This is a genomic window from Bifidobacterium oedipodis (assembly GCF_012932425.1).
Lineage (GTDB): Bacteria > Actinomycetota > Actinomycetes > Actinomycetales > Bifidobacteriaceae > Bifidobacterium > Bifidobacterium oedipodis.
On the sequence record NZ_JAAIII010000009.1, the window covers coordinates 56365 to 70620 of the forward strand.

Sequence of the window (14256 nt, forward strand, 5' to 3'; positions counted from 1 at the left end):
GTCTCCATGACGTCAACCGGTCGTTTCACCCTTCCCAGCGAAGAGAACTTCGCTGAAAAAACCAAAGAACTCGCCGACCTGTGGGGTGCGGACGCCATCCGCAACTCTGACGGCACGCATCTGGATGATGCCGTGCTCGCCCTCGGCAAAAAGATCTATTCCGCATATTTCCCCACCCGCGCGCACAACGAGTGGATCACGCTCCACATGGACGAGACGCCGCAGGTTTATTTGCTGACCAATCGTGTGCTCGCCGAGGGCGGCAAGGCGGATATCCCGCTGATGGAATCCTTTTATGAAGAGCAGCTCAAGCCCAACCGTGACGCCGACCCCAAGAAATACTGGGAAGTTGTAGACCGCACCACCGGTGATGTTGTGGACCCCGCCTGCTGGAGCCTCAACCCCGAAACCGACACCGTGCATGTTGCCGGCGTGACCGATTACCACGAATACACGGTCTCGTTCCTTGCCTACATCATCTGGGATCCGGTGGAAATGTACAACCACCTGACCAACGATTGGGGCGACAAGGAACACGAAATCCCCTTCGACATCTACCACGACGCCACACGCGGCTTCGTGATGGACACTTTCAAGCAGTGGCTCGAAAACAACCCTCAGGTTGACGTGGTGCGTTTCACCACCTTCTTCTACCAGTTCACGCTGCTCTTCGACGAAAAACACCGCGAAAAGGTGGTCGACTGGTTCGGTTGTTCCTGCACCGTCAGCCCCAAGTCGCTCGACGATTTCGAAGCCAAGTACGGCTACCGCCTGCGCCCGGAGGATTTCGTGGATGGCGGCGCCTACAACTCCGCTTGGCGTGTGCCGCGCAAGGCCCAGCGCGATTGGATCGACTTCCTCTCCGGATTCGTGCGTGAAAACGTCAAGATCATGGCCGATATGGCCCACGCCGCTGGCAAGGAAGCCATGATGTTCCTCGGCGACCAGTGGATCGGCACCGAACCATATAAGGATGGTTTCGACGAACTCGGACTTGATGCCGTGGTCGGCTCCATCGGCGACGGCACCACCACCCGTATGATCGCCGATATTCCCGGTGTCAAATACACCGAAGGCCGCTTCCTGCCATACTTCTTCCCCGACACCTTCTACGAGGGCAACGATCCAAGCATCGAAGGCCTTGACAACTGGCGCAAGGCCCGCCGCGCGATCCTGCGCTCGCCGATCGCCCGCATGGGCTATGGCGGCTACCTGAGCCTAGCAGCCAAATTCCCGAAGTTTGTGGACACCGTGACCCATATCGCCGATGAATTCCGCGATATGCACGAGCGCACCGGAGGCGTGGCCGCTGAAGGCGAGCTCAACGTGGCGATTCTCAACTGTTGGGGCAAGATGCGCTCCTGGATGGCGTACACCGTGGCGCACGCGCTGCCCAACAAGCAAACCTACTCCTATTACGGCATTCTCGAAGCCCTGTCCGGCATGCGTGTCAACGTGCGGTTCATCAGCTTCGATGATGTGCTCGCAGGTGGCGTTGCCGATGATATCGACGTGATCATTACCGGAGGCCCGGTTGACACCGCCTATTCCGGCGGCGATGTGTGGGCCGATCCGAAGCTTGCGGAAACGCTGCGTGCTTGGGTGCGTGGTGGCGGTGCGCTGGTGGGTGTGGGCGAGCCGAGCTCGCTGGCACGCTTCCAGCCCGGCCGCTTCTTCCAGCTTGCCGACGTATTCGGTGTGGATGAGGAGCGCTTCCAGACGCTGTCGGTCGACAAGTATTTCCCGCCGATTGCCGAGCATCATTTCATTACCGAGGATGTGCCGACGGATCCGGAAACTATTGCGCGCGCCAACCAGGCTCGTCGCACGCCACTGTCCGGTTGCGGCGGCGGTCAGAGCGGCGAAGTCGGTGGTATTGATTTCGGCGAGGCCATTGCCAACACGTATCCGGTGAATGAGAACGTGACGCTGATTCGCGCCGACCATGGTCAGGTGCAGCTTGCGGCCAACGAATATGGCAAGGGACGTGGTGTGTATATTTCCGGTCTGCCGTATTCGGCTGCCAACGCCAGGCTGCTCGAACGCATTCTGTTCTTCGCCTCCCATAACGAAGACAAGTATGCGGCATGGTCCAGTTCGAACCCCGAGTGCGAGGTCGCGCACTTCCCGCAGGTTGGATTGTATTGCGTGATTAACAACACCGATCAGCCCCAAACCACCACCGTAACTTTGGGCGACGGCACCACCGAAACCTTCACCCTCCCCAATAGCGGGATTGAATGGCGGTCGGCCGCAATTCCTATGGAATTGCACTAGCCGACCGCGCGAGCCGGCCGAAGAGGAAGCCCAGTGGGCTTCCGTGCCGGCGGAGCCATCCGTTGTCCCGCGTAAGCCGGATTAGCAGACAGCCCGGTGGGCTGTCTGCCCGGCGGAGCCATCCTTATGAAAAAGCCGCAATTCCTTCGGAATTGCATTAGCCGACCGCGCGAGCCGGATTAGCGGACAGCCCGGTGGGCTGTCCGCCCGGCGGAGCCATCCGTTGTGCCGCTTAGTCAAGAAAGGTTCTCCATGACCACCATCAACCCAACGCTCGCCACAGTCGCCGAGCGTTTCCAGTTAGGCCGCGAACCCGTCAGCATCGAACGCTACGGCGACGGCCATATCAACACCACCTATCTGATCGAAACGGCAGGCGGTGGCCCGCGTTTCATCCTGCAGAAGATGAATACCTCTATCTTCCCCGACACCGTCGGTCTGATGCGCAACGTCGAACTTGTCACTTCAGCGCTGAGGAGCCAGGGCCGCGAAACGCTCGACTTGGTGCCAACCGTCGACGGTGCCACGTGGTGTGAGGTAAGCGGCGGTGCATGGCGCGTCTACCGGTTCATCGAAGGCACGGTGTCATACAATCTCGTGCCTAATCCCGAAGTGTTCCGTGAAGCTGGCGCCGCCTTCGGTGAATTCCAGAACTTCCTGTCTAGCTTCGACGCCAGCCAGCTGGTGGAAAGCATTGCGCATTTCCATGACACTCCGCATCGCTTCGGCGACTTCCAAGCGGCGTTTGCCGAAGACAAGTTCGGCCGTGCGGCCAATTGTCATGAAGAAATCCAATTCTTCTTGGATCACGAGAATCAGTACGCCACTGTGATGAACGGCTTGGCGGACGGTTCGATTCCGCTGCGCGTAACCCACAACGACACCAAACTCAATAACATCCTGATGGATGCCGAAACTGGCAAGGCGCGTGCGATCATCGACCTCGACACCATCATGCCCGGCTCTATGCTGTTCGACTTCGGCGATTCGATCCGCTTCGGCGCATCCACAGCGTTGGAAGATGAGCAGGATTTGAGCAAGGTGCATTTCTCCACCGACCTGTTCCGTGCCTATGCCGAAGGATTCGTTGGGCAGCTGCGCGACAGCATCACCGAGCGTGAAGCGGAATTGCTGGCTTTCTCCGGCAATCTGATGACGATGGAATGTGGAATGCGTTTCCTTGCCGACTATCTGGCCGGCGACACCTACTTCGCCACCAAATACCCTGAGCATAATCTGGTGCGTGCGCGCACACAGATCAAGCTGGTACAGGAGATGGAAGCGAAAGCCGTCGAAACGAACGCCATCGTGGCCGAAATCATGGGGAAGGCGGATTAATGAGCGATTGGGAGCGCATCGATGCGCTGGTGAACGAGGCCGTAACCCAGCTGGGGCTTGACCCCAGGGATGCGGATTGGGCGCGCAATCAATTGCTGCAGATCGAGGAACAAGGTGAGCTTGATAATGGCGACGCTGTTATGGGCGTGCTGGCTTTGCGCCCTTCCGCGTTGCAGGATCGGTTCTGCAATATCGAGGCCAAGCAGGGCGGCATGCCCGCGCAGCAATGGTTCTACAACTATTGCGTGGCTTCCGGGTATGTCAAGCGCGCGCAGCTCGACGCCAATCCGCGCTTCGATTCGCATGGCTTGGTGGTGACCATCAACCTCGCCAAACCTGAATTCAAGAATATGAAGAAGGCGGCTGCCGGCAATGCGGTGGCCGGCGGCTACCCCAAGTGCACGATCTGCCATGAAAACGAAGGGTTTGCGGGGCGTGGCAAGCGCACGCTGCGCACCATACCGGTCACGCTCGGTGGCGAGCCGTGGTTCTGGCAGTTCTCGCCGTACGGATACTTTGACCAGCATGGCATCTGTGTGAACACGGAGCACACGCCGATGCACGTTGACCGCGATACCTTCGGACATCTGCTTGATTTCGTCGATCGCTTCCCGGGATACTTCCTTGGCTGCAACGCGGCACTGCCTCGCATCGGCGGCTCCGTGCTTGCCCACGACCACTACCAGGGTGGCGGCGAGATTCTGCCGATGTTCAAGGCGAAGACATGGGCCAGCTTGAGGCTTGACTCACATCCGGATGTCGCCGTGGAAATTCTCGACTGGCCCGGCACTGCTGTGCGCGTTGTCACGCGCGATCGCGATGAGCTTATCGAAGTGTGTGACATCATCCGTGCTGCATGGGTGGAATATGGCAATGCCGAGCAGGGCATTGCCAGCCATGATGAGCAGGGCAATCGTCAATCCGCGCTTTCGCCCAGCGTCATCCGCACCGAGCGCGGCTATGAAATGAGCCTGATTTTCCGCAATAATGCGATCAGCGACGACTACCCCGAAGGTGTGTTCCATGCGCACCCGGAGTTCTGGCCCATCAAGCAGGAGCCGATTGGTCTGATCGAGGCGCAGGGGCTGTTCATTCTGCCGGGCCGTTTGATCGATCAGCTTGGACAGATTGAAAATGCGTTGGCTCAAGGCGCGGGCCTTCCGGAGGATGTGAGCGAATTCCACCTTGTGTGGGATGAAATCAGCGCTAAACTGGCCGGCAACCGCGATCGCGACGCCATCAAGGCGGCTGTGCGCGACGAACTGGGCAGTGTGTGCTATCGCATTTTGGAGAATACGGCCGTGTTCAAACGCAAGGAACAAACGCAGGAATTCCTGCAGGCTCTCGGGTTTGTGACGAGCGTCTGAACCATTACTGAAAATGAACAAAAGCGCACATAATCTTTCCTGAAGTGCTCGTGTTGTGTGACAATATGTAGTAAACTGAGTATTGACCGAAGGAAATTCTCACATAGGAGGCAATAATGACCACTGTGCTGGTTACTGGCGGCGCTGGCTTCATCGCCACCCACACCGACGTCGAGCTGCTGCAGAAGGGCTACGATGTGGTGTCCATCGATAACTACGGCAACTCTTCTCCCGTCGCACTGAAGCGCGTTGAAAAGATCACCGGCAAGCCCGTCAAGAGCTACGAAGGCGACGTGCGCGACAAGGAACTGCTTGAGCGCATCTTCACCGAAAACAACATCGACTGGGTCATCCACTTCGCCGGCCTCAAGGCCGTGGGCGAGTCCGTGGCCAAGCCGATCGAATACTACGACAACAACCTTTACTCCACGCTGGTGCTGCTTGAAGTCATGCGCGCCCACAACGTCAAGAAGCTGATCTTCTCGTCCTCCGCCACCGTGTACGGCGATCCGAAGGAACTGCCGATCCTCGAAACCACGCCCACCGGCGGCACCACCAACCCCTACGGCACCTCCAAGCTGTTCCAGGAACAGATCTTGCGCGACGTGGTCGTGGCCGATCCGGAATGGACCATGGTGCTGCTGCGCTACTTCAACCCGGTCGGTGCGCACAAATCCGGTCTGCTGGGCGAGGATCCGAAGGGCATCCCGGCCAACCTGACCCCGTACGTGGCCAAGGTTGCCATCGGCGAGCTCAAGGAAGTCCAGGTCTTCGGCGACGACTACGACACCCCGGACGGCACCGGCGTGCGCGACTACATCCACGTCGTCGATCTGGCCAAGGGCCACGTGGCCGTCATCGACCACATCGACAAGCCCGGCGTGTTCACCTACAACCTCGGCACCGGCCACGGCTACTCCGTGCTCGAAGTCATCAAGGCTTACGAGAAGGCCGCCGGCCACCCGATCCCCTACACCATCAAGCCGCGTCGCCCCGGCGACATCGCCACCTGCTACTGCGATGCCTCCAAGGCCGCCAAGGAACTGGACTGGAAGGCCGAGCTGACCATCGACGACATGGCCAAGTCTTCCCTCAACTGGCAGACCAAGAACCCCAACGGCTTCCGCGGTGCCACCGAGTGATCTCGAAAGCAGCCTTGGACTAGCCCATTAGTCCAGTACTAACCATCAAGTTGCCCCTATGCGTAAGCACAGGGGCAACTTTTTGTAGTGTGTCAGCATTGACGACTGTGCTCGAAATAGCAGGGGTTACGTTGGGGGGTAATGATAGAGGGTATGTGTATGCTTGCATGGAGAAAACCGGAAACCATGGCAACAAGTTTTCCATCAGTTGCATTCGGTGTTTAGTGTTAACGTTAACCTCAGAAAGGGCTGATGTGAAGAAGAAACTGTCACGGGGGGGGGGTATTCGCTCCTGCCCTAGGTGAACGCCTCCGCCGAGCCAACGTTGATCAAGCGAATGCGCACCAAGTAAATACGGGCGTGGTGAAGCGATGTCTGTCCGCATTGCTTGCAATGGCATTGTCTGCGGCCCTAATATTTCCCGCTACCGCCACCGCGCAACCTTCTGATGATGAGATTGCTGCTGATCAAGATACACAGCAAACACTTCCCGCCGAAGATGACAAAATCCAGAACGATTCGCAAAATAACGTCAGTGATGATGCCCTGACCTCTACAGCATCGACAGATGCCCCAGACTATTCCAATATCGTTTGCGATAAAACCATCAACGCCGTTGATGACGGTTATGCACAAGCACTGCAGCAGGCAATAGCCAATTCTTCAAACGATGCATCACAGCCAACAGTCATCTGCCTAGCCGGCACTTTTGAGTTAAACAACGATTTCAATATCAACAATAAACATGTCGTGCTGCGCAATGCAGATAATACCGCTGTCGTTATAACACGCACACAGCGTAAGGCAAATCCATTGTTCACCATCAGCGGCGGCGGTTCTCTGACTGTAGATACAGCAGATGACAGCAACGAAATATTCCGCTATGGTCCGAAGCAAATGCCCAATAGTGCTACAAATGCGAAGCCTATGAGTCGGTTCGCTCAAGTTAACGACGCCAACAGTTCGTTTGCTTTCAATCACGGCATGGTAAGCGGCATTAATGTTGTCGAAGACAATGCGAATAACTCCGGTAAAGGTGCCTTGGTGTTGAACAAATATGGCACAGTTACCATCAACGGAGGTACGTTTACCAATAATGTGGGTGGTGATCATGGTGACGGTGGCACTGTCGTCGACGTAACCAGTGGTGTTGTCGTTATCAATGATGGTATTTTCTCAGGGAATAAAGGGCGTAATGGTGGCGTAATTTATCTGCGAGATAGCAGTACATTAACTGTCAATGGTGGTACGTTTTCTGGTAATACGGCCTCACGCCATGGTGGCGCGATATTTGCTAAGGAAAATAGTGCCGTAACTATTGGTCAGGACGGTAAAGATAATAACGCCGTCATATTTGAAAACAACACGGTAACTGGAACAGGCACGAAAGTTGGCGGTGGGGCGCTGTATGTAACTGACGCGGGTTCGCAGCTTGCTATTAAGAGTGGTACGTTCACTAGTAACCGAGTTGATGAGGTTATGGATTGGAACAATCGATATTCCGGTGGTGGTGCAGTGTGGGCACAAGGCACTATTAGCATTTCAGGCGGATTATTTTCGAATAACGTTGCAGGGCCTGTTGATAACAACAAGCAAACCTATGTGGGCAGTTGGGCTGGTGGCGGTGCTTTATTCGTATATGGTACTGAATCAGGAAAGCACACAATTGTTAGCACACTGACTATTGCTGATCCTGAAAATACAGTTGAAAACCCAAATGATCAAAAAACTGAATTTAATAACAACTTGACTTATGGCGATGGCGGTGCAATTTTCTTAGGTTGGGGTAGTGAAGCGATTTTAGTGGGCGGAAAGTTTACCAACAACACGTCCTATCGTCTTGGTGGTGCAATTTATACTGAAGACGAAACCACTACATATATGGCTCGTGCTTTTGCAGAAAAAAACTATGCTGGCCATTTTGGCGGTGGCTTGTGGCTTTGTCCCTCTGGTCAAGGTGTAAATTCTAAAGGCGGCAATATGATTGCCGTTAATAATCGGGCATCTAAAGAATACGATAAAAGTTCTGCTGGGGAGAATGACAATACAGATGCGGCCGGCGATGATTTTGCGTTGATGTCACCGACGAAGACGAATATTTCCAATTCGTTCGAATTGTCTGACAAGGGTTGGGGATCTGACAATACTAAATCCGTAGTGCAATGGTGGCAGGATGGTACACTCACTTCATACACCGACGGTCTGGCTGTGAACAGCCTCGCGGATACAGATGGCAAGGGAAAGAACAAAGGCCTCGCTGTTGCGGAAGATTCTATAAGATACGCTAACCAGCAACAGCACACTGAACAATCTGCGCCTGCGACTTTCACTAGTACCAACAAAGGTGGCGTGCCGCAGGGTGCTGGTGTGGCTCTTAAGGCTACTTGGAATTCGGAGAATGGTGAAATCGATCAATATCGAGATCATGCCAATGTATTGTTCCAGAACAATACCGCTTGGTATTCAGGTGGTGCTTTTGGCACTAACGGCAGCGTAATCTTCGATACTCCGTATCGTGTTGCATGGAACAAAGTGGATGCTGATACGAAGCTTCCGCTTGCGGGCAGTACATGGAAACTGACTATTAAAGGCAGTGATATTAAGCAAACCAGTGAAATTGGACGTGTTACTCCATGGTTCAGTGACAAATTTCGTAATCAAGAATGTCGGACTGGTAAAGGTGCGAATGCTGTAAATTGTTGGCATCGCACTGAAGGTGCTGTAACTGCAGAAATTGCAGATGATGTGTGGGAAGCAACTGTCAGTGACCAAGGTGACTTTGATCAAGATCCAGATGAAGGACAGATTAACCTCAATAATTTAGCGCTTGGTACTTTCACGCTACAGGAAGTTGAAGCTCCTGTTGGATATGAGTTATCAGAAACAACATACACGTTCACAACAGTGAAGCAAGGTTTGCCTGAAATTAAGGTACAGAATGGAGGCGCAGCTGTCAATAAGAATAAAGACGGCATTCCCATGATCGGCAATTCGTCGAGTACTGCTCCGATTTCATGGACCAAGGTTGACTCTACCGATGATGAGCATAATCCCTTGGCGGGGTCGAAATGGAAGCTTGAGCGTAAAGCTCTTCCTAAGGAGAATAGCGAATCTACTGCAGAGAACACGGCTGAAGTTTCGTATGAAACGGTATATTCGTCAATTTGTGATGCGGGTGCTGAAAACTGTACCGAAGCAACTGTGGATACGAATGGATCTAGGGGTATATTCACCCTTAATTTGCCATGGGGTTATGAGTATAAGCTTACGGAGATTCAGGCTCCTGATGGTTTCGAGACTCCTGACTCTGCAACTACGTATGTGACTTTCTCGGTGGATTTAGTAACGGATCCTAAAACGGGTGAGAGTGCTGCTTCTGCATCTGCAATGACATTCCATGGAAGCTGGCCGAATTGGGCAGACAAGGCAACTTGTTCTGCTCCGACATCGGCAGCAGCATCACGAGCTGCGGGCGATACCTCCTGCCTGATTGCCAATAAGCCTGGTATAGAACTGCCTGCTACGGGTGGTGCCGGTACAACGGCGATGATCTGGGCCGGAATACTACTGGTCGGCTGCAGTCTGGCCGGCCTCTCCTACATGCGCAGGAGGTTGTGATTATGCATTACCGGCATATCCGAATCCCGTAACACAGGCAACGAGCCTCAAGAATTCCCATCAAATTCCAAATAATAATTTTTCCAATAATTCAAGGGAGAACAATGAAGAAACTATTCAAAGCCCTGACGGCACTCCTCGCCGCCGTGGCCATGTTGTTTGCCGGTGGCGGGGTATTCGCCAGCACCGCGATGGCGGATACCACGAAGTATTCGATTACGATTAATAATAATAAGCCTAATCATACGTATGAGGCGTATCAGATTTTCAAGGGTACGTTGAGTGAGACAAAGGATGCGGCGGGTAATATCACGTCCACCACTTTGTCGAATATCGACTGGGGTTCCGGCGTGAAGGAATCTGACAGGGATGAGTTGTTGGGTTTTGGCAAGGCTGAGGGTGAGAAACCGTATGCCAGTGTGGCGGAGTTGGCTGCCTCGTTGAATGATTCGAATGCCAAGGCGTTCGCCGACGCGGTTTCGCAGTATCTGACTGACACCCCTACCGGTTCGACCAGCACACAGACTGGCAATGAGGGCAGCAAGAAGTACGTCATTAATAACCTTGAAGCGGGTTATTATTTGGTGCAGGATAAGTCCAAGTCTCTTGATGGGAAGGATGATGCCTATACGTCGTTCATCATGAGGATTGTCGAGGATGTGACCGTTGATCCGAAGTCTTCGGTTCCGTCGGTGGATAAGAAGGTCCAGGATGAGGCGGTCGACAAGGACACCAACTCCAACGATGAGAATGGTTGGGGTGATTCCGCTGATCATGCGATCAACGAGCCTTTCCAGTTCAAGCTGACCGCGACGATTCCCGCCGACGAGGATCGTGCGGATTGCGAGTCGTACATGGTCAAGTTCAACGATACGATGTCCAAGGGCGTGGCGTTCGACCAGATCGACAGCGTGACCGTCAGCGGCGGGACCGATGAAGCCATCACCGTGCCTGAGAAGAAGGGTAATGAAAACCCGAATGGATATGTGAAGTCGGATGTCGCCACGGATGCGGAGACCGGTATCTCGACTTGGAGTCTGACCATCGAGGATCTGAAGAAGCTTGATCCGAAATTTGATATCACGAAGGCGATCACCGTCACCGTCATTTACACCGCTCATCTGACGACGGACGCGTACGTGCAGAACCAGTCCGGTGCGACCACGAACAAGAATACTGTCAACCTGGAGTACTCGAACAATCCGAATGCGGATGGTACGGGCAAGACCCCTGACCATACGGTGTATGTGTATTCCTTCCAGGTCAACAACACCAAGCACAAGGACAGCGAGCAGGGTGATGCGCTTGCCGGCGCCGGCTTCCGCCTCTACCTGAAGAACGGTGACACAACGGGTGCCGAGGTCAAGCTTGCCAAGGATGATGCTGATGGCTGCTATTACCCGATCGCCGACCAGACGAAGGATGGTGTGGAGATGACTTCTGACGATAATGGCCAGTTCAATATCAAGGGCCTTGACGCGGGTTCGTATGTGATCAAGGAGACCACGACCCCGGCCGGCTACAACACCATGGCGGACCACCCCATCACGATTGGCGCGACCCACACCTCGGAACAGGCGACGCTGACCAAGGAATCCACCATGAACAACAACATGGTGAACAAGCCCGGTTCGAGCCTGCCGTCCACGGGTGGCATGGGCACCATGATCCTGTATGCGGCCGGTATCGCCGTGGTTGTGTTTGCGGGTCTTGGTTTGGCTGTGACGTTGCGCAAGCGTCAGAGCCGTCGCTGAACCGATAAGGTTTGCTGGTGCATGCCGCAATAGTTGGCCCCTTTGTCCCGTTGGGGTTATGGCGGGGCGTTCGCTCTCTTCCCGTGCCGGACGATGATGGTTCGGCATGGGAAGAGAGCACATTCCAAGTTTTTCATATTGTTGAGGGAGAGGGTTTCGATGGCTGCTGGTTCCAGGAGACTGCGGGGGTGGCTGGCGTGTATGGCCGTGTTGCTCGCCTCCCTGTTGTGTATGGCGGGTTTGGGCAACGTCGCCCATGCCGATGACCAGGCTGTGACCGGTTCCGGGTCGATCACGTTCGAATACAAGCATGACGGTGATTCCGTGCCCGGTGTGAAGGTTGACCTATATCGGGTCGCCACTTGGAATAAGGATTGGCAGGCCGAGCCGACCGAGGATTTCGAAGACTATGAGGTGGCTTGGCCCAAGTTGACCACTATGAGCCAGAGCGAGCTTCGTGATTTGGCGAATACGCTTGCCTCGTACGCGCAGCGCGACGGCATCAAGCCGATGGCGTCGGGGGAAACCGATGCGGATGGCGAGTATAAGTTCTCGAACTTGCCGGATGGCTTGTATCTGCTGGTGTACGGCTCGTATAGCAACGGCAATCTGTCATGCGATGCGGGTGCCCTGCTGGTGTCTTTGCCGACGAGCACGGACAAGGACAATACGGTCGAGGGCATCAACGTGACGGTCGAGCCGAAGACCGAGTGCGAGACTGTGCCTCCTACCCCTCCTGAGAAGGATATTGAGATCAAGGTCGTCAAGGTCTGGGCTGACGACAATGATTCGGAGCATAAGCGCCCATCGCAGGTTGTCGTCCAACTGCTCAGGGATGGAAAAGTGTACGACACGGTCATACTCAATGAATCCAATAACTGGACACATATCTGGATGGATCTTGACCCGGACCACGAGTGGAGCGTGGTGGAGAAGAGTGTGCCGGACGGGTACACGGTCATTATCGACCGTGAAGGTCTGACCTATACCATCACCAACACGTATACGCCTCCGGAGACTCCGCCGGTGACGCCTCCAACAACTCCGCCTACGACACCGCCTACAACGCCTCCGACCACCCCACCCGGCGGCGACATCTCCAAAACCGGTGCCACCATAACCGGCATCGCTCTGAGCGCCCTCATACTGTTGGGAGTTGGTTTGGTGCTCAGAGGCCGTTGTTGTGCGAAGAAGAACTGACAAGTAATACGTTTTGAAAGGACGAGTATCATGCCGACGGCTTCATCAACAGGTAGTGTAGTGTCCTTGCCGGTTCATAATGCTGCATGTGAAAAAGCTTGCGGCAAGACGTGCAAGTGTCACTGCGCTGGATCGGGGCATCGCTGTGATTTGATTCAACAGACATTGCGGGGTAAACAGTCGCCGATACTGAATTCTTGTTTTGGTGCGCTCTTCTCAAGTGCGACTGCCAATCCTGTTCAAGGACAAGTAGTCGCGTCCGGTCGGCAATGGGATTCAAGTCCAGTAATTACCTCTATTCCCCAAACCGGTCGGAGAGCCAGCCAGGTTGAGCAGCGCATCTTGGATGTCTCTCTGCATGACCTATTCAGGTTTGTTGCTACGCTTAATCTATCGGGTTCTTGGCCTCAGGCATCTGAAGCCTTGATGATGAAGCACAGTGCTTCAGTGCAAAAATCTGTCGAGGCTGTCTCAGCCAATGATGCCAGTAATGGATATCTGTGGGCTGCTGGAATGGCCGCTTTGTCTGATTTCTTCAGTTCGTTGGGGGCGAATAGTCCTTTTCCATCTTTGACGCAAATTCAAACTGGGGTCAGTAATAATCTGTCGACAGCCAGCTATTCGAAACTGGCTTATCCGCGTCGATCAAAAGCTCCGACAATTCATGCTCTTAATAACTTTAAGGTGAGCAACGATCTTGCGGAGGCTTTGGCTAAAGGCGCGGTCGAGGCCTATCAATTATTAAATCAGAATTTGAACGATTTGCTTTTTCTAATTCAGTTCATCGGGAGCGCTACCACTGTCGATTTGTGGAGACATCCTGCAGTAGTGCGTTACTGTTTGCAACCTGCTCTACAGACCGCTCTGACGCGTTTGAAAAATAGCCAAGTATCCAGTTCCATGGGCTATAGCATGGTGACTCCAAGTAATGAGTTTGATCTCATAAACAACCATTTAAAAAATTTGTGGTTAAAAAATAAAAATTGGTAAAGGTAGGAAACCATGGGAATGGCTTAACTGTGTCTGTGGATGCTGCTCGTCATGGTAGGCGGGTTGATTGGGGTTTGCGTCTGCTTGTGGTGTTCTTCGCCGTGTTGTTGTTGGCGGGGGTTGGGTTGTTGGCGTATCCGAGTGTGTCGGATTGGTGGAATCGGTTGCATCAGTCGTATGCGGTGGCCTCGTACATCGAACGGGCGGACGACATGGGCGCGCGCGAACGCGAACGATTGCTTGATGAGGCGCATGCGTACAACGACCGGTTGCTGGAGTCGGCGGAGGAAAACCAGTCGGCTCGTTGGAACGATCTTTTGCGCTCCAACGGCGACGAGAAGGCTCTCGAGGAGTATGAGTCCGTGCTGGACATAACGGGCACGGGGATCATGGGCTATGTGACCGTTCCGAAATTGAAGGTCAGGTTGCCTATCTATCACGGTTGTCTGTGTTCAAATAATGCTGGTCGGTGTCTGCACTGATTCGTGAACACTTTCTGCGTTCATTTTGTACGGTGTCGGCGGATGGCGTCGGATGCGGATGAGGGCACCGATGCCGGTTCCTTGGTAG

General features: G+C 54.2%; 9 protein-coding genes. All 9 read left to right on the forward strand.

Annotated elements, in window-relative coordinates; all coding sequences use genetic code 11:
* Positions 1–6: 6 nt before the first annotated feature.
* The 9 genes from gnpA (at position 7) to G1C95_RS11800 (ending at position 14168) form a co-directional block, all read left to right on the forward strand.
* On the forward strand, positions 7–2277 hold the full coding sequence (gene gnpA, locus G1C95_RS11760; protein WP_169173144.1) for a 1,3-beta-galactosyl-N-acetylhexosamine phosphorylase: 2271 nt from the start codon (positions 7–9) through the stop codon (positions 2275–2277).
* 252 nt (positions 2278–2529) lie between these two features.
* Positions 2530–3615, forward strand: coding sequence for a phosphotransferase enzyme family protein (locus G1C95_RS11765; protein WP_169173145.1), 1086 nt, complete (start codon positions 2530–2532; stop codon positions 3613–3615).
* Positions 3615–4982, forward strand: coding sequence for a galactose-1-phosphate uridylyltransferase (locus G1C95_RS11770; protein WP_169173146.1), 1368 nt, complete (start codon positions 3615–3617; stop codon positions 4980–4982). The genes G1C95_RS11765 and G1C95_RS11770 overlap by 1 nt, the downstream gene beginning before the upstream one ends.
* Positions 4983–5098: 116 nt before the next feature.
* Positions 5099–6124 carry a UDP-glucose 4-epimerase GalE gene (gene galE, locus G1C95_RS11775; protein WP_169173147.1) on the forward strand — a complete coding sequence of 342 codons (1026 nt, stop codon included), beginning with the start codon at positions 5099–5101 and terminating at the stop codon, positions 6122–6124.
* A gap of 393 nt (positions 6125–6517) precedes the next feature.
* On the forward strand, positions 6518–9742 hold the full coding sequence (locus G1C95_RS11780) for a SpaA isopeptide-forming pilin-related protein (RefSeq protein WP_169173148.1): 3225 nt from the start codon (positions 6518–6520) through the stop codon (positions 9740–9742).
* 104 nt (positions 9743–9846) lie between these two features.
* Positions 9847–11496, forward strand: coding sequence for a SpaH/EbpB family LPXTG-anchored major pilin (locus G1C95_RS11785; protein WP_169173149.1), 1650 nt, complete (start codon positions 9847–9849; stop codon positions 11494–11496).
* A 159-nt stretch (positions 11497–11655) separates the two neighbouring features.
* Positions 11656–12696, forward strand: a complete 1041-nt coding sequence (locus tag G1C95_RS11790) for a Cna B-type domain-containing protein (RefSeq protein ID WP_169173150.1) — start codon at positions 11656–11658, stop codon at positions 12694–12696.
* 30 nt (positions 12697–12726) lie between these two features.
* Positions 12727–13686 (forward strand): hypothetical protein, encoded by a 960-nt coding sequence (locus tag G1C95_RS11795; protein WP_169173151.1) that lies wholly within the window; start codon positions 12727–12729, stop codon positions 13684–13686.
* An 86-nt stretch (positions 13687–13772) separates the two neighbouring features.
* The gene (locus G1C95_RS11800) at positions 13773–14168 is read left to right on the forward strand and encodes a sortase family protein (protein WP_169173152.1); all 396 of its coding nucleotides are present in this window, start codon (positions 13773–13775) and stop codon (positions 14166–14168) included.
* Positions 14169–14256: the final 88 nt, after the last annotated feature.